19 protein-coding genes and 1 pseudogene are annotated in these 23,048 nt (G+C 72.2%); 12 read left to right on the top strand and 8 right to left on the bottom strand.

The features are described from left to right. Positions 1-52: 52 nt before the first annotated feature. Positions 53-2,404, bottom strand: a complete 2,352-nt coding sequence (gene treY / locus ACFY7C_RS07395; RefSeq protein ID WP_389645076.1) for a malto-oligosyltrehalose synthase — start codon at positions 2,402-2,404, stop codon at positions 53-55. Positions 2,405-2,494: 90 nt separating this feature from the next. Between treY and ACFY7C_RS07390 the strand changes: the two genes are divergently transcribed. After that, positions 2,495-3,721 (top strand): MFS transporter, encoded by a 1,227-nt coding sequence (locus ACFY7C_RS07390; protein ID WP_389646054.1) that lies wholly within the window; start codon positions 2,495-2,497, stop codon positions 3,719-3,721. Here the strand turns inward: ACFY7C_RS07390 and glgX are convergent. After that, positions 3,690-5,810, bottom strand: a complete 2,121-nt coding sequence (gene glgX, locus ACFY7C_RS07385) for a glycogen debranching protein GlgX (RefSeq protein WP_389645074.1) — start codon at positions 5,808-5,810, stop codon at positions 3,690-3,692. The two genes, ACFY7C_RS07390 and glgX, sit on opposite strands and share 32 nt — an antisense overlap. A 200-nt stretch (positions 5,811-6,010) precedes the next feature. Here glgX and ACFY7C_RS07380 point away from each other — a divergent pair, with 200 nt between their 5' ends. The 4 genes from ACFY7C_RS07380 to ACFY7C_RS07365 all read left to right on the top strand — a co-directional run bounded on the left by ACFY7C_RS07380 (position 6,011) and on the right by ACFY7C_RS07365 (position 10,328). Next, positions 6,011-6,784 carry a Tat pathway signal sequence domain protein gene (locus tag ACFY7C_RS07380; RefSeq protein ID WP_389646051.1) on the top strand — a complete coding sequence of 258 codons (774 nt, stop codon included), beginning with the start codon at positions 6,011-6,013 and terminating at the stop codon, positions 6,782-6,784. Positions 6,785-6,834: 50 nt separating this feature from the next. Next, entirely contained in the window at positions 6,835-8,136 is a 1,302-nt protein-coding gene (locus ACFY7C_RS07375; protein WP_389645071.1) for a copper amine oxidase, read from the top strand. A gap of 131 nt (positions 8,137-8,267) precedes the next feature. Further along, positions 8,268-9,518, top strand: a complete 1,251-nt coding sequence (locus ACFY7C_RS07370) for an SAV2148 family HEPN domain-containing protein (RefSeq protein ID WP_389645068.1) — start codon at positions 8,268-8,270, stop codon at positions 9,516-9,518. A gap of 75 nt (positions 9,519-9,593) precedes the next feature. Continuing rightward, entirely contained in the window at positions 9,594-10,328 is a 735-nt protein-coding gene (locus ACFY7C_RS07365; protein WP_389645065.1) for a 3'-5' exonuclease, read from the top strand. A gap of 8 nt (positions 10,329-10,336) precedes the next feature. Here ACFY7C_RS07365 and ACFY7C_RS07360 read toward each other — a convergent pair whose 3' ends face one another. Further along, positions 10,337-11,164: an alpha/beta fold hydrolase gene (locus tag ACFY7C_RS07360; RefSeq protein WP_389645062.1), complete on the bottom strand. Its 828-nt coding sequence runs from the start codon at positions 11,162-11,164 to the stop codon at positions 10,337-10,339. A 62-nt stretch (positions 11,165-11,226) separates the two neighbouring features. Next, the gene (locus ACFY7C_RS07355) at positions 11,227-12,084 is read right to left on the bottom strand and encodes an aminoglycoside phosphotransferase family protein (RefSeq protein ID WP_389645060.1); all 858 of its coding nucleotides are present in this window, start codon (positions 12,082-12,084) and stop codon (positions 11,227-11,229) included. Positions 12,085-12,224: 140 nt separating this feature from the next. Here ACFY7C_RS07355 and ACFY7C_RS07350 point away from each other — a divergent pair, with 140 nt between their 5' ends. The 7 genes and pseudogenes from ACFY7C_RS07350 (at position 12,225) to ACFY7C_RS07320 (ending at position 19,338) form a co-directional block, all read left to right on the top strand. Next, the gene (locus ACFY7C_RS07350; RefSeq protein WP_389646048.1) at positions 12,225-13,148 is read left to right on the top strand and encodes a carbohydrate ABC transporter permease; all 924 of its coding nucleotides are present in this window, start codon (positions 12,225-12,227) and stop codon (positions 13,146-13,148) included. 11 nt (positions 13,149-13,159) lie between these two features. Further along, complete coding sequence (locus ACFY7C_RS07345) at positions 13,160-14,002, top strand: carbohydrate ABC transporter permease (protein ID WP_389645058.1); 843 nt, start codon at positions 13,160-13,162, stop codon at positions 14,000-14,002. Beyond that, positions 13,999-15,312 (top strand): ABC transporter substrate-binding protein, encoded by a 1,314-nt coding sequence (locus tag ACFY7C_RS07340; protein WP_389645055.1) that lies wholly within the window; start codon positions 13,999-14,001, stop codon positions 15,310-15,312. The genes ACFY7C_RS07345 and ACFY7C_RS07340 overlap by 4 nt, the downstream gene beginning before the upstream one ends. 51 nt (positions 15,313-15,363) lie before the next feature. Continuing rightward, positions 15,364-16,618, top strand: a pseudogene (gene mgt, locus ACFY7C_RS07335) (macrolide-inactivating glycosyltransferase). A gap of 191 nt (positions 16,619-16,809) precedes the next feature. Further along, complete coding sequence (locus ACFY7C_RS07330) at positions 16,810-18,021, top strand: S8 family serine peptidase (protein ID WP_389645052.1); 1,212 nt, start codon at positions 16,810-16,812, stop codon at positions 18,019-18,021. 95 nt (positions 18,022-18,116) lie between these two features. Then, on the top strand, positions 18,117-18,665 hold the full coding sequence (locus ACFY7C_RS07325) for a DUF1697 domain-containing protein (protein ID WP_389645050.1): 549 nt from the start codon (positions 18,117-18,119) through the stop codon (positions 18,663-18,665). 67 nt (positions 18,666-18,732) lie between these two features. Continuing rightward, on the top strand, positions 18,733-19,338 hold the full coding sequence (locus tag ACFY7C_RS07320; RefSeq protein WP_389645047.1) for a DsbA family protein: 606 nt from the start codon (positions 18,733-18,735) through the stop codon (positions 19,336-19,338). 7 nt (positions 19,339-19,345) lie between these two features. Here ACFY7C_RS07320 and ACFY7C_RS07315 read toward each other — a convergent pair whose 3' ends face one another. The 4 genes from ACFY7C_RS07315 to ACFY7C_RS07300 are packed head-to-tail and all read right to left on the bottom strand — an operon-like array spanning position 19,346 to position 22,918. Continuing rightward, positions 19,346-20,089, bottom strand: a complete 744-nt coding sequence (locus ACFY7C_RS07315) for a sirohydrochlorin chelatase (protein WP_389645044.1) — start codon at positions 20,087-20,089, stop codon at positions 19,346-19,348. Between the two features lie 5 nt (positions 20,090-20,094). Then, on the bottom strand, positions 20,095-20,991 hold the full coding sequence (locus ACFY7C_RS07310) for an ABC transporter permease (protein WP_389645041.1): 897 nt from the start codon (positions 20,989-20,991) through the stop codon (positions 20,095-20,097). Next, on the bottom strand, positions 20,978-21,775 hold the full coding sequence (locus ACFY7C_RS07305) for an ABC transporter ATP-binding protein (RefSeq protein ID WP_352077635.1): 798 nt from the start codon (positions 21,773-21,775) through the stop codon (positions 20,978-20,980). The genes ACFY7C_RS07310 and ACFY7C_RS07305 overlap by 14 nt, the downstream gene beginning before the upstream one ends. A gap of 36 nt (positions 21,776-21,811) precedes the next feature. Beyond that, a complete protein-coding gene (locus ACFY7C_RS07300; protein ID WP_389645037.1) occupies positions 21,812-22,918 on the bottom strand; it encodes an aliphatic sulfonate ABC transporter substrate-binding protein in 1,107 nt (368 codons plus the stop codon). Positions 22,919-23,048 lie beyond the last annotated feature (130 nt).

Raw genomic sequence — 23,048 nt, 5'->3', positions numbered from 1 at the left:
GCGTAGTCCCGTCGCTCTCCTCGCCCCACTCAGTCCCCTCCTCCGCAGGGGCCTAACCCCGCACGAGCAGCGCCACCGGCCGTGTGTCGAAGAGCTCCGCGAGCTTCACCGGAGTGTCCGGTCCGCCGCTGAACTCCCTGATCCCGTCCAGGAGATCGGTCCACCGGCCCTCCGGGAGCCGCAGCGACGTGTCCTGCCAGCCGCCTGCCTCCGCGAGCCGCAGCGACAGCCGCGTCACGGCGGTCAGCACCCGGTCCGCGCGGGTGAAGGCCAGGCAGTGCGGGGCCGCCGGCCCGGTCGCGGTCAGCGGGGCGTAGCCGCTGAGCGGACCGAAGAACTCCGGGTAGGCCCGGCGCAGCCGCAGGGCCGCGCGGACCACGGCCGTCTTGTCGTCGTCCGGGCCGGTCGCGAACGGCGCCCGGTTGTCCGGGTCGACCAGCGCGCGGTACTCCCGTTCGGTGTTCTGGTACAGCTCCGGCACGCCCGGCATCGTCAGCTGTACGAGGGCGGCGCCCAGCACGTGGGAGCGGATGTGCGGTTCCAGGGCGAAGGCGGCCTCGGAGGCCGTCCGCAGCGGGATGCGGCCGGGCCCCGCCGCCACGAACTCGGCCACGGCCCGTTCATAGCCGGCGTCCTGCTCGGTCCAGCTGGTGTGCAGGCCCGCCTCCCGTACGGACTTCAGGACGGCGGGCCCGAGCCGCGCCGCGTCCGGGGCGCCGAGGCCGAACGCGGTCTGCCACGCCGTCCACGCCAGGTGCGGATCGGGCGCGGGCACCCCGGCGACCTCGTCGAGGAGCTCCGCCCAGCGCTGCGGGCACTGGGAGAGGACCGCGATCCCGGCCCGTACGTCCGCGCTCCGCTTGGTGTCGTGGGTGGTCAGGACCGTTCCGGTGCCGGGCCAGTCCCGGGCGAGCCGGGCGCAGAAGGCGTGGAACTCGTCGGGCGCGACCGCCGGCCTTCCCGGTTCGCCGCCCACCTCGTTCGCCGACAGCAGCGGCGTGTACCGGTAGAAGGCGGTGTCCTCCACGGACTTGGCCCGCAGCGCGGAGGCGGTCTGCGCGAACCGGGCCCGGAACGCCTGGTGCTGCGGCCCGTCGCCGCGCAGTCCGAGCGCGAGGTCGCGGACCACGTCCACCGCCGTCGCCTCCTCCGGCACGGCGAACGCGGCCTTCGCGCCGCGCGCCGCCTCCGGGGTGAGCACGTACTCCCCGCCGGTCCGGTACGGCCGGTACACCGGCACCCGGACGAGCAGTTCGCGCACCGCCGTGTGCAGCGCCCAGGGCGCGTGGTCGCGCAGGCCGGGGTCGGCGGCGCAGATCCGTTCCGCGATCCGGGTCAGCGCGGCGGTCTCGGCGGCGAGCTCATGGGTGACCACCTTGTACGCGGCGCGGCGGGCGGTCGCCTCCCAGTAGCCGCCCCGGTCGCCGGCCCGTCCGGCGAACTCCCGGTAGACGTCGGCGAGCTCGTCGGCGCCGACCGGGTCGGTGAACAGTCCGTCCACGTACCGCAGGGCGTCGTAGCCGGTGGTGCCGGCCACCGGCCAGGAGGCGGGCAGCGTCTCGGTGCCGGTGAGGATCTTCTCCACCACCGTCCAGCACCGCCCGCCGGTCGCCTCGGCCAGCCGCTCCAGATAGCCCTCCGGGTCGGCGAGCCCGTCCGGATGGTCGATCCGCAGGCCCTCGACGACCCCGTCCCGCACCAGCTCCAGGATCTTGGTGTGGGTGGCTTCGAAGACCTCCGGGTCCTCGACGCGGACCCCGATGAGGTCCGAGATGGTGAAGAAGCGGCGGTAGTTGAGCTCGGTGCGGGCCAGTCGCCACCAGGCGAGCCGGTACCACTGGGCGTCGAGCAGCTCGTCGAGCGGCAGCTCCTCCGTGCCCGCGCGGAGCGGGAACTCCTGCCCGTCCAGGGTGAGCACGCCCTCGGTGACCCGCATCCGGTCCCGCACCTCGGAGAGCCGGCCGGGCAGCACCGGCAGGAGCATCCGCCCGCCGCCCGCCGTCCAGTCGATGTCGAACCAGCGGGCGTACGGCGAGTCGGGGCCCTCCCGCAGCACCTCCCGCAGGGCGTGGTTGTGCCGCGGCGAGGCCGCCATGTGGTTGGGCACCAGGTCGACCACCAGGCCGAGCCCGTGTGCCCGTGCGGTGGCGGCGAGCGCCCGCAGGCCGCTCTCGCCGCCCAGCTCGGCCCGTACGGACCGGTGGTCGGTCACGTCGTAGCCGTGGGTGGAGCCGGGGACCGCCTCCAGGACGGGGGACAGATGGAGGTGCGAGACCCCCAGCGCGGCGAGGTGGGGCACGGCCCCCTCGGCGGCGGCGAACGGGAACTCCGGCTGGATCTGGAGCCGGTAGGTGGCGGTGGGCAGCGTCCGCTCAGAGGAGGAGCCCGGCGAAGAGGACGTCATGCGAACGTACGTACCCCGCGCGGAGGCTTCTGTGTCATCGCCCCATGCGCCCGTTCGTGTGCATCGCGTTACGTTCGCGTGATGCTCCGGATGTATCGCGACACGCTGTCCCTGCTCGGGCCGGCCCTGCCGGTGGTCTCCTTCCTCGGCCGGCTGCCGACCGCGATGTGCCAGCTCGGCAGTCTCCTCCTGGTCGCCGAGACCAGCGGCTCCCTCACCACGGCCGGTCTCGCGGGCGGCGCGCTCGCGGCCGGCCAGACCGTGGCCGGGCCGCTCGTCGGACGGCTCGCGGACCGGTGCGGCCAGCGTCCGGTGGTCCTCGCCGCGTCCCTCGCCAACGCCGTCGCCGTCACCGCCCTGGTCCTCGCCGCGCTGGGCCGGGCACCCACCGGACTGCTGATGCTGCTCGGCGCCCTCGCCGGGGCGACCGTCCCGCAGATCGGCCCGCTCGCCCGGACCCGCTCGGTGCGGCTGGCCCGGGCCGGCGGCGCCGACGACCGGGCCGTGGCCACCGTCCTGTCCTTCGAGGGCACCCTCGACGAGATCTCCTTCGTGCTCGGCCCCGCCCTGGTCGGCCTCGCCGCCGCCGTCGCCCACCCCGCGGCGGCCCTGCTGACCGCCGCCGCGCTCCTCGCGAGCTGCGGCACCGCGTTCGCGCTGCACCCGACCGCCCGGTCGGTGAGCGTCCGCAAGGCCACCCGTACGAGTGCCGCCGAACGGACCAGGCTGCCCGCCTCCACGTACGCCCTGCGGGTCACGATGGTCCTCCAGGGCGCCATGTTCGGTGCCTCGCAGGCGGGGATCACCGCCCTCACCGAACGCCTCGGCGCGCCCGACCAGGCCGGCCTCGTCTACGCCGCCATGGGCGTGACGAGCGCCGCCGCCGGGTTCGCGATGGCCGCCGTGCCCGACCGGATCGGCCTGGCCACCCGCTGGCGGGCCTCGACCGCCGCGCTCGTCGTGCTCGCCGCGCCGCTGGTCCTCGTCGACGGCCTGGGGTGGCTGTACGCGGGCGTCGTGGTCCTCGGCGTCGCCTACGCCCCGCACCTCATCACCGTCTTCGGCCTCACCGAGCGGACCGTGCCGCCCGCCCGGCTCGCCGAGTCCATGGCCTTCCTCACCAGCGGCATCGTCGGCGGACAGGCCCTCGCGCTCGCCGTGTCGGGCCGGCTCGCCGACACGCACGGCGCCCCGGCCGCCTTCGGGGTGGCGGCCGGGGCGGCCGTGGCGTGCGCCGTGCTGTCCTGGACCGTCCGGGTCAAGACGGCTGCCGCGGACGACCGGGTCAGGCCGGCCGCCGCAGCACCGTCAGCGTGAGCGGAGCGAGCGTCACCCGCTCGCCCGCCGTCACCCGCGGGCCCTCCTCCGGTGGGATGCCCTCCGGGTGGGAGGTGTCCACGACGACCTTCCAGCCCTCGCCGTGGCTGTCCGGGACCTCGAACTCCAGCTCCTGCGACGAGGCGTTGAACATCAGCAGGAAGGAGTCGTCCGAGATCCGCTCGCCCTGCGGACCGGGCTCGGAGATCGCGTTGCCGTTGAGGAAGACCGTCAGCGCCTTGGCGTGCGCGGCCTGCCAGTCGCGGGCGGTCATCTCCTCGCCCTGCGGGGTGAACCAGGCGATGTCGGTCAGCTCGTCGTGGGTGCCCTCCACCGGCCGCCCGTGGAAGAAGCGGCGGCGCCGGAAGACCGGGTGCTCCCGGCGCAGCCGCACCATCGCCCGGGTGAACCTCAGGAGCGTGGCCTCCGGCTCGCCGCCGGCCTTCGGCCATCGCACCCAGGAGATCTCGCTGTCCTGACAGTAGGCGTTGTTGTTGCCGCCCTGGGTGCGCCCGAACTCGTCCCCGTGGCTGAGCATCGGCACGCCCTGCGACAGCATCAGGGTGGCGAGGAAGTTCCGCATCTGGCGGGCCCTCAGCTCGATGATCCCGATGTCGTCCGTGTCGCCCTCGGCTCCGCAGTTCCAGGAGCGGTTGTGGCTCTCGCCGTCCCGGTTGCCCTCCCCGTTGGCCTCGTTGTGCTTCTCGTTGTAGGACACGAGGTCGCGCAGCGTGAAGCCGTCGTGGCAGGTCACGAAGTTCACCGAGGCCAGCGGGCGCCGCCCGTCGTCCTGGTAGAGGTCCGAGGAGCCGGTCAGCCGCGAGGCGAACTCGGCGAGCGTGCGCGGCTCACCGCGCCAGAGGTCCCGCACACAGTCCCGGTACATGCCGTTCCACTCGGCCCACTGCGGCGGGAAGTTGCCCACCTGGTAGCCGCCCTCGCCGAGGTCCCACGGCTCGGCGATCAGCTTGACCTGGCTGACCACCGGGTCCTGCTGGACCAGGTCGAAGAACGACGACAGCCGGTCCACCTCGTGGAACTGGCGGGCGAGCGTGGCCGCCAGGTCGAAGCGGAAGCCGTCCACGTGCATCTCGGTCACCCAGTACCGCAGACTGTCCATGATCATCTGAAGCACGTGCGGGGACCGCATCAGCAGCGAGTTCCCGGTGCCGGTGGTGTCCATGTAGTAGCGCGGGTCGTCGGTCAGCCGGTAGTACGAGGGGTTGTCCAGGCCCCGGAAGGAGAGCGTCGGGCCCAGGTGGTTGCCCTCGGCGGTGTGGTTGTAGACCACGTCGAGGATCACCTCGATGCCGGCCCGGTGCAGCGCCCGCACCGCCGACTTGAACTCCAGGACCTGCTGGCCCCGGTCGCCCCAGGACGCGTAGGCGTTGTGCGGGGCGAAGAAACCGATCGTGTTGTAGCCCCAGTAGTTCGCGAGCCCCGCGTCCGCCAGCCGGTGGTCGTTGACGAACTGGTGGACCGGCATCAACTCCAGAGCCGTGACGCCCAGTTCCTTCAGATGCCCGATCACCGCCGGATGCGCGAGGCCCGCGTAGGTGCCGCGCAGCTCCTCCGGCAGGTCCGGGTGGAGCATCGTCAGGCCCTTCACATGGGCCTCGTAGATCACCGTGTGGTGGTACTCGGTGCGCGGACGCCGGTCGTCGCCCCAGTCGAAGTACGGGTTGACCACGACCGAGGACATCGTGTGCGGCGCCGAGTCCAGGTCGTTGCGCGAGTCCGGCCGACCGAAGTGGTAGCCGTACACCGCCTCGCCCCACTCCACCGAGCCCGACACCGCACGCGCGTACGGGTCGAGCAGCAGCTTCGACGCGTTGCAGCGCAGCCCGCGCTCCGGCGCGTACGGCCCGTGCACCCGGAAGCCGTAGCGCTGACCGGGCATCACGCCCGGCAGATAGGCGTGCCGCACGAACGCGTCGGTCTCGCGCAGCTCCACCGCCGTCTCCGAGCCGTCGTCGTGGAGCAGACACAGCTCGATCCTGTCGGCGGCCTCCGAGAAGACCGCGAAGTTGGTACCCGCACCGTCGTAGGTGGCGCCCAAGGGGTACGCCTGTCCCGGCCAGACCTGCATAGAGAAACTCTTCCATTTCCGATCCGCGGGCAAGGGTCCTGCTTCGGCCAGATCCTGCCCGAAAGTGGGGCAACCTCCTAGGACTTCGACCCGTCCTACCGGGTGACCATCGCTCTATAGGGGGAAAACGTGAACATATGGGGGGAAGTGTGTACGAAATAGTGCGCCGTCACCTGGGGAAGGTGGTGGCGGGCGCCGCCATGGCCGTCACCGGGACGGCCGTCGCCGTCGCCGTGGCCGTGCCCGGCAGCGCCGGAGCCGACGAGGCCCCCGGCGCCTCCTCCGGCGGCACGGGACGGGCCGCCGCGCCCGGCACCCCGGGCGAGCCCTCGGCCGGCGGCCCGCCGCCCGGCCCCGCCACCCTGGCCTCCGCCCCGCCCGAGGGCGAGAAGGGCATCGGCACCGACCCGCTCACCGACGACGAGCTGAAGCGGGCCGAGGCCCTGGCGCTGACCCCGCCGGCCGCCTCGGCGCAGAGGAACGCCGAGGGCGGCCGCGGCCCCCAGCACCTCGCCACCGAGCTCGCCGACCCGCCGCCCGGCGCGCCGTCCGGCGGCCCGCGCCGCGCCCAGGTCCGCTTCTACGACTACAAGAGCGACACTCTGCTGACCCGCACCGTCAACCTCGACACCGGCAAGGTCGAGCAGTCCGGCGCCCAGCGCGGGGTGCAGCCCTCCGCCCACCCCGAGGAGCTGCGGGCGGCGCTGCGGCTGATCCTGGACAGCCCGCTCGGCAAGGGCGTCAAGGAGGACTACAAGGACGCCACCGGCAAGGAGCTCACCTCCACCGAGCAGCTCTGGTTCAACGGCGACGTCTACCGCACCTACCGCGAGAAGGACGTCCCCGAGAGCCTCGCGAAGTGCGGCGAACACCGGTGCGTCCGGCTCGTCACCAAGGTGCTCAACGGCTCCTGGATCGACACCCGCAACCTGATCGTCGACCTCAGCGCCGGGTCCGTCACCCGCGTCGGCTGACCACCGCCGCGGCCCACCCCGCACGTCCGTACCGAGGGAGTACGAAACCCATGTCCTCTTCGCGACTTCGGCATGCCCGCACGTCGGGCACCGTCCTCGCCGCCGGCGCCCTGCTCGGCACCGTCGCCCTGACCGGCGCCACGCCCGTCAGCGCCGCCCCGGCCGCCCCCGCCCCGCCGCCGGCCGACTGCTCCGCCGCGTACCGCATCGAGCAGAAGCTCGACGGCGGCACCGTCTGGCGCATGTGCTGGCGCTACTCCACCGACTCCGGGCTCGTCCTGGACAAGGTGACCTACCAGCCGCCCGGCGAGCGCGCCCCCATCCGGGTGCTGAACAGCGCCAAGCTCGCCCAGATCCACGTCCCGTACGACGACGGCAACGCCGAGTACGACGACCTCACCGGCGCCGGCTTCGGCTGGGGCCTGCAGGGCCTGAAGCCCGGCGAGTGCCCCGGCGGCACCATCACCTCGGTGAAGGTGCCCGACGTGGGCAAGGTCAACGGCCTGTGCACCACCACCCGGGCCCGCGGCCACGCCTACCGCATGGCCGCCGACGAGGGCGGCAAGGTCTGGGCCGCCCAGGGCAAGGACCTGCTCGTCTACACCGTCAACAAGGTCGGCTGGTACGAGTACATCTCCGAGTGGCGGTTCTCCTCCGACGGCACCATCGGTGCCAACGTCGGCGCCACCGGCAGCCTCTCCCCGGTCGACTACAACGCCACCGACGGCCGCGGCTGGCCCATCGGCAAGGGCGCCCGCGACTACGCCACCAGCCACGCCCACAACGTCTTCTGGAAGCTGGACTTCGGCCTGGACGGCAGCTCCAAGGGCCGGATCGAGCAGTACGACTCCAAGGTCACCCCGCCCGCCCGGGGCGGCAGCCCGACCGTCAAGACCACCCGCACCACCGTCACCAAGGAGCTCGCCGGCGACGCGAAGAACATGCGCTGGTGGCGGGTGGTGAGCGAGACCGGCAAGAACAAGGACGGCCACCCGCGCTCGTACGAGATCGTGCCCGGCCACACCAACACCTACGCCGGCCGCCCCTTCACCCGGCACGACGTCTACTTCACCCAGGCGCGGGCCTGCGAGCAGTTCGCCAGCAACAACATCCTGAACTGCGGTCAGGGCGCCCCGGACAGCGTGGACAAGTGGGTCAACGGGGAGACGCTGAAGAATCCGGCGGTCTGGGTCAACATCGGGTTCCACCACGTCGCCCGGGACGAGGACCAGCAGCCGATGCCCGTCCACTGGCAGGGATTCCAGCTCGCGCCCAGGGACGTAACCGCTATGAATCCGCTCACTCCGGCCGATCTCGCCGGGCAGAACGGAGCTCCGCGCGACGGTAGTTGAGCAACGGGCAGGTCGATCCTGCTGCATCGCCTCCCGCTCCCGGAGTACCCTTCCTTGATCGTTGTCGATCATTGTCAGATGGTGGTCCAGTCGGCCGGAACGGGTGTCCGGGAGCAGAAGGCGGTGCGTGGGTGAGCTCGGGAGGTCTGGAGCTGCCCCCAGGCGAGGCGGGTCACGACGGCGGACCGGCCGAGCCCGCGGAGGCGCCGCCCGGCGCGGTGTCCGTCGCCCGGCCGGTGGAGATCGGGGCCGAGCTCGACTGGGGCGCGGAGGCGTGGAGCGAGGTGCGCACCCGGGCCCAGCGGGCCGGCCGCGCCTACATCTGGCTGAATCTCGTCGAGCAGCGGCTGCGGGCCGTCGTCGCGGCCGTGCTGCGGCCGGTGTACGAGCCGGTGCACGGCGAGGAGTGGGTGGTGGCCGCCGCCGGCCCGGCCGGCCAGGAGTGGGTCCAGCGGGCGGTGGCGGTGCGCGAGGTCTCGCGGCGCAAGGGCTATCTGCTCGACCCGGCCGACGACAACGTGCTCAGCTTCCTCACCCTTCCGCAGCTGCGGGAGCTGATGGTGCAGCACTGGCCCTGCTTCGAGCCCTACTTCGACGACCGGCGCGAGGTCGAACTCGCGCTGGACGAGCTGGAGGTGACGCGCAACGTCGTCTCCCGCAACCGGGCCCTGTCGCTGACCGTCCTCGCCCAGTCCGAACGGGCCTCCGCCCGGCTCCTGGAGATCCTGGGGAGCGGGGCGGGGGTGCCCTCGGCCGACCGGCTGCCGGTGGACGCCGTCGAGGACCTGGTGGGCGACCGCTACGCGGACGTGGTGTCCGTGCATCCCGACCGGGTCAGGCTGCAGCGGCAGCTGCCGGCCGAGGACCTGTTCGGCGGGGCCCGGCGGCTGGACGCCACGGGCATAGGCCTCAATCTGCTCGTGCAGAACTTCTCCGGACGGCGCATGGTCCGGCTCGCCGAGTCCGGCTGCCGCATACGGCTGCTCTTCCTCAACCCGGCCAGCAGCGCGGTCAAGCGGCGCGAGCGGGAACTCGGCCTGAAGAAGGGCGAGCTCAGCCGCTCGGTCGAGATGAACATCCTGCACATGCGCCGGGTCCGCTCCCGGCTGCGCGACCCGGGGGCCTTCCAGATCCACGTCTTCGACGAGACCCCGCGCTTCACCGCCTACCTGGTCGACGGCGACGGCCCCGACGGGGTCGGGGTCGTCCAGTCCTACCTCCGCAAGGCGCGCGGGATGGAGGCACCCGTCCTGGTGCTCCGGGGCGGTGGCCGGAACGTGGTGCGCGCCGGGCAGCACGACCGTGACGCGGAACACGGACTTTTCGCGACATACCGGGAGGAGTTCGAGTCGATCTGGCTCGATTCCCGGCCGGTCTCCTGACGCCCGCGGCCGAATTGTCAGTGCCGCGTGCGAGGGTGTGCATCACCACGGGGGAGATCAGTGAAGGAGGACCCGATGGCTTGGTACGGGGAAGAGCTGGCCGGCTTTGACCTGGAGACGACCGGTACGGACCCGCTGGAGGCCCGCATCGTCACGGCCTCGATCGTCGGCGTCCACGACGGACGGGTGGTCAGACAGCACGACTGGCTCGCCGACCCCGGCGTCCGCATCCCGGCGCAGGCCTCCGCGATCCACGGCATCAGCAGCGAGCGGGCCGCCGCCGAGGGCCGCCCGGTGCGCGAGGTGGCCGACGAGATCGCCACCACGCTCACCGCGTACTGGGAGGGCGGTGTCCCGGTCGTGGCGTACAACGCCTCCTTCGACCTGACCCTGCTCTCGGCCGAGCTGCACCGCCACGGACTGCCCTCGCTGAGCGAGCGGCTCGGCGGGGTGGGCATAGGCCCGGTCATCGACCCGTACACCATCGACCGCGCCGTCGACCGCTACCGGCGCGGCAAGCGCACCCTGGAAGCGGTCTGCGCCGAGTACGGAGTGGTGCTCGACCGGGCCCACCAGGCCGCGGCCGACGCGCTCGCCGCGGTCCGGGTGGCCGTCGCGATAGCCGGGCGCCACGCCTCGGTCGCCGCCCTCGACCCGGCCGAGCTGCACGAGCGCCAGATCGGCTGGTATCGCGAGTGGGCCGAGGACTTCCAGTCCTTCCTGCGCCGCAAGGGCGACCCGGACGCGGTCGTCGACCCGGTCTGGCCGGTGCGCGGTCCCGTGCCGGTGCCTTCCCGGCCGCGCTCCTAGCCGTTGTCCTAGCCGTTGTCCTTCAGGAACGACAGCAGCAGCTCGTTCACCTTCTCCGGCTGGTCCAGCTGGAGCCAGTGGCCGGCGTCCTCGACGCGCTCGTAGCGCCAGGGCCCGCTCACATGCTCGGCGGTGGCGGTCATCTGGCGCTCCATGAGGAAGCGGTCGCCGGTGGACCAGACGCCCATGACGGGGACGCCCAGCGGAGGCGTCGCCGGCGGCTCGGCCAGCTGGACCTCGATCGGCAGCCCGGCCCGGTAGATGCTCAGCGCGGCGGTCAGGGCGCCCGGCGCGCGCAGCCGCTCAAGGACCTCTGCCAGATCCCCGTGCTCGGCGAGCATAGCCCGCAGATTCGCGAAGTCGTCCCGGGACAGCCACGCCTCGGCGAGCCCCTCGTGCTGGAACATCGTCAGGTGCCAGAGCCGCTGGCGCTGTTCCCAGTCGCCCGCGCCGAAGATCGCCGCCAGGTTGCCCACCGACATCACCGTCAGGCTCGTCACCCGCTCCGGCATGACCTGGGCGATGCCCTGCCCGATTCCGGAGCCCCAGTCGTGCCCGACCAGATGGAAGCGGTCGACCTCCAGCCGGGCGAGCAGCTCCAGCACGTCGCCCGCGTGCTTCGCCGGGTGGTACGCCTCAGGACCGCCCTCCGGCCGGTCCGAGCCGCCGAAGCCGCGCAGGGTCGGGGCGACGGTCCGGTAGCCGGCGGCGTTCAGGGCCGGGATCTGGTGCCGCCACAGCCGGTGCGAGTCCGGGAAGCCGTGCAGCAGCAGCACGACCGGTCCCTCACCGCTCACCTCGACGTCCAGCGTGACGTCGGACAGCTCCATCCGCATGACAACACCCCGTTCCAGAAGGTCCGTTCCCGAAGGGATCATGATGTCAGGTCCCGGTGCCGTCAGAAGGGATACCAGCGCACCTCGGGGTCGCCGTCCCGCAGCGAGGCCACCCGCCGCTCGAACTCGGCCAGCGCCTTCGGGTCGGCCGGCGCGTGCTGGGCCACCCAGGCACAGCTCGCGGTCTCCCGCGCCCCGCGCAGCACCGCACAGCCCTCCCACTCGCGCACGTCCCAGCCGTAGGCCGCGGTGAAGGCGTCGTAGGCGGCCGCGTCGAGGCCGTAGCGGTCCCGGGACAGGGCGAGCACCACCAGATCGTGCTCGCGCAGGTCGGAGGAGAAGGTCTCCAGGTCCACCAGGACCGGTCCTTCGGGGCCCACATGGACATTGCGGGGGAGCGCGTCGCCGTGGATCGGGCCCGGCGGCAGATGCGGGGTGAGCCGGGCCGCGGCCGGGGCGAAGGAGTCGCGCCGCTCGCGCAGGAAGGCCGCGTCGGCCGGATCGATCGCGTCGCCCGCGAGCCGCAGCCAGCGCTCCACGCCGCCGAGCAGCTCACGGCGCGGCAGGGCGAGTCCCGCCGGCTCGGGCAGGGCGTGCACGGCGCGGAGCAGCGGGGCGAGGTCGCGGGGCTCGGCGGGCCGCACGGCCCCGGGCAGCCGGTGCCACAGGGTCACCGGGTGCCCCAGCGCCATCAGCGGCTTGGCCTCCGCGGCCCGTACGGCGGGGATGCCGGCCGCCTCCAGCCAGCCGGCCAGGGCGATCTCCCGCTCGGCGCGCGGCAGCAGCTCGGCGTCCCGGCCGACCTTGACCACCAGGTCGCCGAGGGCGAAGACCGCGTTCTCGCCCAGCGCCAGCAGAGCCGCGTCGGCCGCCCGCAGTCCCGCGGCGGCCAGGATCTCCCGTGCCCGCGCCTCGTCCATCGTTCTCTCCCCAAGAGCAGTGCGATTTCGCCAAAGTCTCGCATCCGTGCAGGTCGCCTTGACGAACCGACGGCACGTCAGGACGATGACCGAGTCCCAGACAAGGTCGCAAACCGGTCGCGGGGGGTCGGACTGTGAGTGTGGTGACCGCACCGAAGCGGTCCGCGAGTCGCAACGCCCCCGGTGGGGCCCGGCCCCCCGGCCGCGACCACGGCGCCTGGTTCCTGGTCCTCCCCGCGCTGCTGCCGATCCTGCTCCTCAGCGTCGGCCCACTGCTCTACGGCATCGCGCTCGCCTTCACCGACGCCCAGTCCGGCCGCACCCAGGCCACCCGCTGGGTCGGCACCCTCAACTTCCAGGACCTGCTCCACGACACCCTCTTCTGGGACTCCTTCCGCATCGGCCTGCTGTGGGCGGTCGGCGTCACCGTCCCGCAGTTCCTGCTCTCCCTCGGCCTCGCGCTGCTGCTCAACCAGAGACTGCGACTGCGCTGGCTGGCCCGGGCGCTCGCGATCGTCCCCTGGGCGATGCCCGAGGTCGTCGTCGGCATCATGTGGCGGCTGGTCTACAACCCCGACGCCGGCATCCTCAACGAGACCCTCCGCGACCTCGGCCTCGGCGACGGAACGGCCTGGCTCAGCGGGCTCGGCACCGCACTGCCCGCCGTGATCGTCGTCGGCGTGTGGGCCGGCATGCCCCAGACCACGGTCACCCTGCTCGCGGGCGTGCAGAACACCCCGCACGAGCTCCACGAGGCCGCCGCCCTCGACGGCGCCGGCGCCTGGCGCCGCTTCCGCACCGTCACCTGGCCCGCGCTCAGACCCGTCGCCCTGGCCATCACGGCGCTCAACTTCATCTGGAACTTCAACTCCTTCGCCCTGGTGTACGTGCTGACGGCCGGCGGACCGGGCGGCCGGACCCGGCTGCCCATGCTCTTCGCCTACGAGGAGGCCTTCCGCTACGGCCAGTTCGGCTACGCGGCCGCCATGGGCTGCGTGCTCGTCGCCGTCGTCTCCGTACTCCTCGCCCTGTATCTCGTCGGCCGGCTCAAGGAGGAACGGTGAGGGAGAGACCGGTGAGCGCCTTCCGTACCAGCGGGCCCGCCCGCGCCGGCCAGTACGCGGCACTCCTCGCGTATCTGGTCTTCCTCGCCTTCCCGTTCCTGTGGCTGATCTCCACCGCCTTCAAGCCCGCCGGCGAACTGGGCTCGCTGCACCCCACCTGGATCCCCCGGGACCCCACGCTCGACAACTTCCGGCAGGCCTTCGACGAGCAGCCGCTGCTCAGGGCGGCCGGCAACAGCCTGTTCGCCGCGCTCGCCGCGGCCCTCGTGGCGGTCGCCGTCGCCACCCCCATGGCCTACGTCCTCGCCCGCCACCGCTCCCGGCTCACCACCGCGGCGACCGGCTGGGTGGTGGTCAGCCAGGCCTTCCCCTTCGTCCTGCTGATCATCCCGCTCTTCCTCATCCTCAAGAACCTGCACCTGATCAACAGCCTCGGCGGTCTGGTGGCGGTGTACGTCGTCTGGTCGCTGCCCTTCGCGCTGTGGATGCTCACCGGCTACGTACGGGCCGTGCCCACCGAACTGGAGGAGGCGGCAGCCGTCGACGGCGCCGGGCGGCTGCGGATCCTGGTCTCCGTCACCGGCCCGCTGCTCGCCCCCGGCATCGTCGCCACCGCCCTGTTCGCCTTCATCACCGCGTGGAACGAGTTCTTCTTCGCGCTCGTGCTCCTCAAGACCCCGGAGAAACAGACCCTGCCCGTGGTCCTCACCCACTTCATCGGCGCGGAGGGCGTCGCCGACCTCGGACCGCTCGCCGCCGCGGCCTTCCTCGCCACCCTGCCCTCCCTCGTCGTCTTCGCCCTCATCCAGGGGCGGATCACCGGCGGCATGCTGGCCGGGGCGGTGAAGTCATGAGGCGTCTGACGAGGATCGCGGGCGCCCTCGCCGCCGCCCTCGCCCTGCTGGCCACCGGCTGCACCGCCGACGGCTCCGGCGACGAGCGCGCCGGCGACGGGGTGATCCGGCTCCGCTTCCAGTCCCTCGCCTGGCAGAAGGAGTCCGTCGACGCCAACAAGGCCCTGGTGAAGGAGTGGAACGCCACCCACCCCCGGATCCAGGTCGACTACGTGCAGGGCAGCTGGGACTCCGTCCACGACCAGCTGCTCACCTCCTTCGAGGGCGGCGAGGCGCCCGACCTCATCCACGACGCCTCCGACGACCTCGCCGACTTCGCCTACGGCGGCTACCTCGCGGACCTGCGCCCCCTGCTGTCCGAGCGGCTGCGCGCCGACATCCCCGCGCACAGCTGGCGGACCACCACCTTCGGCGACGGGATCCACGGCGTGCCGTTCCTCCAGGAACCGCGCATGATCATGGCGAACCGGAAGATCCTCACCCAGGCCGGCGTCCGTATCCCCACCGCCGAACGGCCCTGGTCCTGGGAGGAGTTCCGGAGCATCGCGCGGGACCTGACGGCCCGCATGGGGAAGGGGCGGTACGCCGTCGCCTGGCCGCTGAAGGAACCCGTCTCCGTCTCGCTCAACCTGGGCCTCTCGGCCGGCGGCCGGCTCTTCCACCGGGAGCCCGACGGAAAGGTCACCCTCCGCTTCGAGGACGGCGACGCCGTCGTGCCCGGCACCATCCGCGCCATGGTCGACACCGACCGCACCGCCTCCCGGGCCACCCTCGGCAGCGGCGGCTCCGACACCCTGCCCGGCTTCTTCGGGGGCAAGTACGCGATGGTCCCGCTGGGCTTCTCGTACCGCCAGCAGATCGTCCAGCAGGCCCCCAAGGGCTTCGACTGGATCGTGCTCCCCGCCCCCGCCGGGGCCGGCGGGCTCGCCCAGGGCGTCAGCCCGCAGACCCTCTCCATCGCCGAGGACAGCCCCCACAAGGAGGAGGCGGCGCGGTTCCTCGACTTCTTCCTCCAGCCGCGCAACACCGTCCGCCTCGCGCTCGGCGACTGGATGCTGCCCACCTCCACCACCGCGCTCGCCGACCCGGCCCTGCACACCCCCGAGTTCGGCTGGTCCACGGGCGCGGCGGTGGCCCGGCAGCTTCGCCCGGCGCCCGCGCAGTCGGTGCGCGGCTACCCGGAGTGGAAGGACAAGGTCGCCACTCCGGCCTTCCAGGAGTACTACAGCGGTGCGATCGGTGACGACGAGCTGAGACGGCGGCTGGTGGAGGACGGCAACCGGGTGCTCGCCCGCTACCAGCGGGACTGAGCCCGCCGGTCCCCGGGCGACCGGTGGCCCCCTCTCGGACGCCCCCCGGGGCTGCGGACGAGGAAAAGATTGGACGAGACGTCTCGTCTCGCTTAGAGTCCCTCGCATGACCGCGACTCACCGCTCCCACATCGCCATGTTCTCCATCGCCGCCCACGGCCATGTGAACCCCAGCCTCGACGTCATCCGCGAACTCGTCGACCGGGGCCACCGCGTGAGCTACGCGATCCCCGCCGCGTTCGCCGAGAAGGTCGCCGCGACCGGCGCCACCCCCGTCGTCTACAAGAGCGTGCTCCCGACCGACGACGACCCCGACGCCTGGGGCACCGAACTCATCGACAACATCGAGCCGTTCCTCGACGACGCCATCCAGGCCCTGCCGCAGCTCGCGGCGGCCTTCGACCGGGACCGCCCCGACCTGGTGCTGCACGACATCACCGCGTACCCGGCCCCCGTCCTCGCCCACACCTGGGGCGTCCCCGCCCTTTCGCTCTGGCCGAATCTCGTCCCCTGGGAGGGATACGAGGAGGAGGTCGCCGAGCCGATGTTCGCGGAGCTCAAGGCCTCGCCGCGCGGCAAGGCGTACTACGCGCGGTTCGAGGAGTGGCTCGCCGTCCACGGCGTCGACACCCACCCCGACCGGCTCATCGCCCGCCCGCGCCGCGCGCTCGTCCTCATCCCGAAGGCCCTCCAGCCGAACGCCGACCGGGTCGACGAGTCCGTCTACACCTTCGTCGGCTCCTGCCGCGCCGGGCAGGCCGACCCGGGGGAGTGGCGGCGCCCCGCGGCCGCCGAGAAGCTCCTCCTGGTCTCGCTCGGCTCCTCCTTCACCAAGCAGCCGGCCTTCTACCGGGCCTGCGTCGAGGCCTTCGGGGGACTCGACGGATGGCATGTGGTGCTCCAGGTCGGCAAGTTCGTCGACCCGGCGGAACTCGGCGACCTCCCCGGCAACGTCGAGGTGCACACCTGGGTGCCGCAGCAGGCCATCCTGAAGGAGGCCGACGCCTTCGTCACCCACGCGGGCGCGGGCGGCAGTCAGGAGGGCCTGGCCACCGCCACCCCGATGGTCGCCGTGCCGCAGGCGGTCGACCAGTTCGGCAACGCCGACATGCTGCAGGCGCTCGGGGTCGCCCGTCACCTGCCGATGGAGGAGGTCACGGCCGAGCGGCTGCGCGAGGCCGTGCTCGCGTTGGCCGACGATCCCGAAGTGGCCCGCCGCGCACGCGAGATCGCGGCGGGGATGGCGCACGAGGGCGGGACGACGCGCGCGGCCGATCTGATCGAGGCGGAGCTGCCGCTCGCGTAAGTCACCCGGGTCAAGGGGCGAGTTGAGAAGACTCGTCCCTTTTCTTATTAAGAAACCTTGTTGAAAAAGTCACAGCCTTGTGAAGGCCTTGATTTGCACTCGTCAATGAGTCAGGGTTTCGAACGGGCTACCGGAAAGTTTTCTTCCAGCGGCCCAACCCCCCACAAATCCTGACGAGGAGACCCCTCTTCATGGCCATACACAAGCGAGTCCACCGGACCCGTTACATCGCCATCACGACCGCGATCGCCGCGGCGGCCGGAGTGACCGTCCTGGCGAGCCCGTTCGCCGGCGCGGCCCCCACGCCCGCCGAGGGAACGGTCTACGGCCTCGGCGCCGAGAACGCCGTGGCGGGCAGCTACGTCGTGCTGCTCGACGAGAAGACCGCCCGCAGCGGCAAGAGCGAGCTGGCGAAGGAGTACGGCGGCACCCTGCGCCGCTCGTACGACTCCAGCGTCAACGGCTTCTCGGTCAACGGCCTCACGGAGACCGAGGCCAAGCGCCTCGCCGCCGACCCGGCCGTCGCCAAGGTGGTGCAGAACCGGAAGTTCACCATCAACGCCACCCAGGAGGACCCGCCGTCCTGGGGCCTGGACCGCGTCGACCAGGCCGACACCGCCGGCGACAAGAAGTACACCTACCCCGACAACGCGGGTGAGGGCGTCACCGCGTACGTCATCGACACCGGCGTCCGCGTCAGCCACCAGGACTTCGGCGGCCGGGCCACCGACGGCTTCGACGCCATCGACAACGACAACACCGCCCAGGACGGCAACGGTCACGGCACGCATGTCGCCGGCACCATCGCCGGGACCGCGCACGGCGTCGCCAAGAAGGCCAAGATCGTCGCCGTCCGCGTCCTCGACGACAACGGTTCCGGCACCACCGAGCAGGTCGTCGCCGGCATCGACTGGGTCACCCAGAACCACAAGGGCCCGTCCGTCGCCAACATGAGCCTCGGCGGCAGCGCCGACCCGGCCCTGGACGAGGCGGTGAAGAAGGCCATCGCCTCCGGCGTCACCTTCGGCGTCGCCGCCGGCAACGAGTCCTCCGACGCGGGCCAGGGCTCGCCCTCCCGCGTCACCGAGGCCCTCACCGTCGCGTCCTCCACCAAGGACGACCAGCAGTCGAGCTTCTCCAACTTCGGCTCGGTCGTGGACCTCTACGCCCCCGGCTCGGACATCACCTCGGCCTGGAACGACAGCGACACCGGCACCAAGACCATCTCCGGAACGTCCATGGCGACCCCGCACGTGGTCGGCGCCGCCGCCGTCTACCTCGCGGCACACCCCGACGCCACCCCGGACCAGGTCGCCCAGGCGCTGATCTCCGGGGCCACCCCCGACAAGATCTCCGACGCCAGCCCCGGCACCGCCAACAAGCTCCTGAAGATCGTCGAGTGACCCTCGGGTAGCCCGACACCTCCGGAACCGGCGACCGCCGTGCCCTCCCCCACGGGGCACGGCGGTCGTCCCCGTACACCCCCTAAGGTGTGCCCATGACGACGACCTACGCCCTGCTGCTCCGCGGGATCAACGTCGGAGGGCACCGCAAGGTCCCCATGCCCGAGCTCCGTTCGCTCCTCGAAGGACTCGGCCACCGGGACGTGAAGACCTACCTCCAGAGCGGCAACGCCGTCTTCACCGCCGAGGCCGACCAGCCCGACGAGACCGTCAGGGAGACCATCGAGGCCGCGATCGAGAAGCACTTCGGCTTCCGTGTCGACTGCCTCGTCCGCGACCACGCCTACCTCGCCGCCGTCGCCGCGGACTGCCCCTACCCGGCCGCCGATCTCGAGGGCAAGCAGCTGCACGCCTTCTACCTCTCCGGCCCGGTCGACGAGGACCGCTTCGCCGGTCTCGACCGGGAGTCCTTCGCCCCCGAGTCCTTCGCACTCGGCGACCGCGTCGTCTACCTCTACGCACCCGACGGCCTCGGCCGCTCCAAGCTCGGGGAGGCCCTGTCCCGGCCCGCCCTCTTCAAGGGCGTCACCGTCACCGCCCGCAACTGGAACACGGTCCGCAAACTCGTCGAGATGACCGGCTGAATGGCCCAGTCCGACAGTTCGTAAATGGCCCGCAGGCAGGGGCCACACGAGATCTAGGGTCGGGGCCATGACGACCACCGTGGACTTCTACTTCGACCCCGCCTGCCCCTTCGCCTGGATCACCTCCCGCTGGATCCTGGAGGTCGAGCGGCACCGCGACCTCGACCTCCGCTTCAAGGCCATGAGCCTCTACCTCCACAACGAGGGCAACGAACTGCCCGACTGGTACCGCACCCTCGTCGATGCCTCCATCGGCCCCGCGCGGGTCGCCGCCGTCGCGGCCGAGAAGCACGGCGAGGAGATCCTGCGCCCGCTCTACACCGCGTACGGCACCCGCATCCACGAGCGGAAGAACAAGGACTTCGACGCGGTCGTCGCCGAGTCCCTCGCCGAAGTCGGCCTGCCCGCCGAACTCGCCGCCGTCGCCCACGACCCGGCACACGACGAGACCGTCCGCCGCAGCCACGACACCGGCAAGGACCCCGAGGCGGGCGCCTACGTCGGCACCCCCACCCTCCACGTCGACGGCACCGCCTGGTTCGGCCCGGTGCTGCGGGCCATCCCGCGCGGCGAGAAGGCCGCCGAACTCTTCGACGCCTTCCGCGTCATCGCCGCCCACCCCGACCTCTTCGAGCTCAAGCGCACCCGCACGGGCGGCCTCGACTTCGGCTAGGACGGGCTCAGCCCGCCACCGCCACCCGCTCCGGTGCCTGCGCCGACTGCTCGTAGCGTTCCAGGAGGAGGCGGGCGAGTTCCGGGGAGGGGCCCAGGACGGCGGCGAGGTGGTCGGCGGTGGAGGCGCCGGTGGCGATGCGGTCGGGGAGGCGGCCGGGGGCGATGACGTACGGGGCCACGGCGACGCGGTGGACGCCCGGTTCGGTGCGCAGCGCCCGTACCGCCTCGTCGGTGCGGGGAAGGGATGCGGAGGCGAACGCAGGCCGCACGGAGCACCAACCGGTGTTCCGCAGCTCCCGCGCCGTTTCTGCGATCGCTGCGATCGCCTCCGGGTCGGTGGAGCCCGCCGAGGCCAGGACGACCCCGGTGGTGCTCTTGTCGCCGGGCGTGAGCCCGGCCTCGTACAGCCGCCGTTCCACCGCCGCGAGCAGCAGCGGCGAGGGGCCGAGGACCTCCGCCTGCCGGATCCGCAGCCCGCGCGGGGCCTGGCGGAGTACGGCCGGGATGTCGGACTTGGCGTGGAAGGCGCGGGTCAGCAGCAGCGGCAGCGCCACCACTTCGCGCACGCCCTCGGCGGCCAGCCGGTCGAGGACCCCCGGCACGGACGGCAGGTTGAAGTCCAGGAACGCCGTCTCCACGCGCACGCCCGGCCGCAGCAGGCCGGCCCGGCGCACCAGCGCCTGCACGGTCGCCGCGTGCCGCGGATCGCGGCTGCCGTGCGCGATGACGAGAAGGACAGGGGCGTTCATGGTGCTCAGGCCTTCACCAGCAGGCCGCGGCGGCGCAGCACCGCGCGCTCCAGCGGGCTGAAGATCAGCAGGTCGATCGCGATGCCGACGAGCAGGATCAGGAAGATGGCGAGGAAGATCCCCGGCATGTCGAAGTTGTTGCGGCCGTTCTCCAGGAGCTGGCCGAGGCCCAGCCCGAGGTCGGGCGAGGACGCGATGATCTCCGCCGCCATCAGGGAACGCCACGAGAACGCCCAGCCCTGCTTCAGACCCGCCAGATAGCCGGGCAGCGCCGCCGGCATGACGATGTGCCAGGCACCCTTCAGCCCGGTCGCGCCGAGCGTCCGGCCGGCCCGCAGGAACAGCGGCGGCACCTGGTCCACGCCCGCCACCAGGCCGTTGGCGATCGACGGCACCGCACCCAGCAGGATCACCGCGTACATCATGCTGTCGTTGAGGCCCAGCCACAGCACGGCCGGCGCCACCCAGGCCACCGACGGCAGCGACTGCAGACCCGACAGGATCGGGCCGATCGCCGTCCGCACCACGCCCACCCGGGCCACGAGCAGGCCCAGCGGCGTCCCGATGGCGAGTGCCATCAGGAAGCCCAGCAGGGCCCGGGACACGCTGGTCCACAGCACGCCGAGGAGCGTGCCCTCCAGCCACATGGTGGTCAGGCTCTCCCACACCGCGCCCGGCGACGGCAGCTTGCCCGCGTCGGCGACCTCCAGGGTCACCAGGAGCTGCCACACCGCGAGGACCAGCACGACGGCGAGGACCGGCGGCAGGACCTTCTTGAGCAGGACCTCGCGCAGCGGCGTCCTGCTGACCTGCACGCTGTCGAGGGCGTCGAGCCCGGCCTCGAGACCGGCGAGGTCGTCGGCCTTGACGGCGCCGGTGGTCGTCGTCTCAGTGCTGGCCATGGCGGCGGATCTCCCCACGCAGTTGTTCGGTGATCTCGACGGACAGCTCCGCCACGGCGGCGTCCTCGATGCGGCGCGGCTGCGGGATGTCGATGGTCCACTCCCGGGCGATGCGGCCCGGCCGGGACGAAAGCAGGACGACCCGCTCGGCGAGGCGCACGGCCTCGCGCACGTTGTGCGTGACGAACAGGACCGACAGCCGCGTCTCGCGCCAGATCCGGGTGAGCTCGTCGTGCAGCACGTCCCGGGTGATCGCGTCCAGCGCCGCGAACGGCTCGTCCATCAGCAGCAGGTCGCTGTCCTGGGCGAGCGCCCGGGCGAGCGCCACGCGCTGGCGCATGCCGCCGGACAGTTCGTGCACCCGCTTGCCGTACGAGCCGCTGAGCCGGACGAGTTCGAGCAGCCGCTCGGCCTCCGGGCGGCGCTCCGCCTTCGGCACCCCGCGCAGCTTCAGGGCGAGTTCGATGTTCTTGCCCGCGGTCAGCCACGGGAAGAGGGCGTGCTCCTGGAACATCAGGGCCGGCCGGCCGCCGGGGGTGTCGATGGACCCCGCGGACGGCCGGTCGAGCCCGGCGACCAGGTTGAGCAGGGTGGACTTTCCGCAGCCCGAGGCACCCAGGAGGGTGACGAACTCGCCCGGTGCGACATCGAGCGAGATGTCGTCGAGGACGAGCTGGCCGCCGGCGGGTCCGCCGAAGGACTTCGAGACGTGCTCGATGCGCGCGGCGTGTCCGACCGCGCCGACGCGGTCCTCGGCCTTGGCGAGCGTCGTGGTCGTGGCCATGGTCGTCACCTCCTGGGTATCAGCTGCGGACTGGGTTTACTTCGCGCCGAGGCCGGCGTCGGAGACCTCGGGCCTGCCCTCGGCCTTGAGGACCTTGTTGAGCGGCCTCAGGTCGTAGATGCCGTCGAGGTCGGGCTGCTTGAGGAGACCGGCCTTGACGGCGTGGTCGGCCTGCGCCTGGAGCGTGGCGGCCAGCGGGTCGTCGGTGAACCGGATCGACGGCCAGGCGTTGTCGATCACCTTCGCGCCGAGGGGCTTGCCGGTGAGTCCCTTCAACTTGGCGTTGGCGGAGGCCTTCGCCTTGTCCGGGTTGGCGTTGATCCACGCGTTCGTCTTCACCGAGCCGCGCAGGACCGCCTCGACGACGTCGGGGTGCTCGGCGAGGAACTTCTGCGACACGATGATGTTGGTGATGACGAACTTCTTGTCCGGCCACAGGTCGGACTCGTCCAGGAGGACCTTCGCGCCCTCGCTGACCAGCTTGGACGCGGTCGGCTCCGGCACCCAGGCACCATCGACCGACCCGGACTTGTAGGCGTCCGGGGTGATCTTGTTGTCGGTGCGGAGCACGGAGACGTCGCCCTTGCCGCTCTGGGCGTCGACCTTCCAGCCCTTCTCCGAGATCCAGTTGAGGAAGGCCACGTCCTGCGTGTTGCCGAGCTGCGGGGTGGCGATCCGCTTGCCCTTGACGTCCTCGAGGGTCTTGATCCGGTCCGGGTTCACCACGAGCTTCACGCCGCCGGAGGCCGAGCCGCCGATGATGCGCAGGTTGCTGCCCTGGGACTTGGTGAAGCCGTTGATGGCCGGCGAGGGGCCGATGAAGCCGATGTCGATCGAGCCGGCGTTGAGCGCCTCGATCTCGGACGGGCCGGCGTTGAAGGTGGAGACCTCCAGCTCGGTGCCGCCGAGCTCCTTCTGGAAGATGCCCTCGTGGTCACCGACCAGGGCCGTGGCGTGCGTGAGGTTGGGGAAGTACCCGACCCGTACGGTGTCGGCGGAGAGCTTCGCGCCCACCGCGGCCACCTTCTTCTCGTCGTTCTTGGCCTGGGAGCCGTAGCCGCAGGAGGCGAGCGCCCCGATCAGCAGGGGCAGAGCGGCGGCGGCGAGGCCGCGGCGCAGGGTGGTACGGGTGGTGGCAGGCACGGGAGGTCTTCCCCTCGATTCAGCGTGTTCGACGTCGGAGTCTTCGGCGTTGCGGGTGGAGCGGCGTCGCGCCGCCGCAGCGGCGCACGGAGGTCAGCACGCACATCGCGCGACACCTCCCCGGCCCGCG

This window comes from Streptomyces sp. NPDC012769, from assembly GCF_042901205.1.
In the GTDB taxonomy this organism is placed as follows: Bacteria; Actinomycetota; Actinomycetes; order Streptomycetales; family Streptomycetaceae; genus Streptomyces.
Note: the sequence above shows the minus strand (reverse complement) of the source record. Positions and strands in the feature narration are given on the sequence as shown.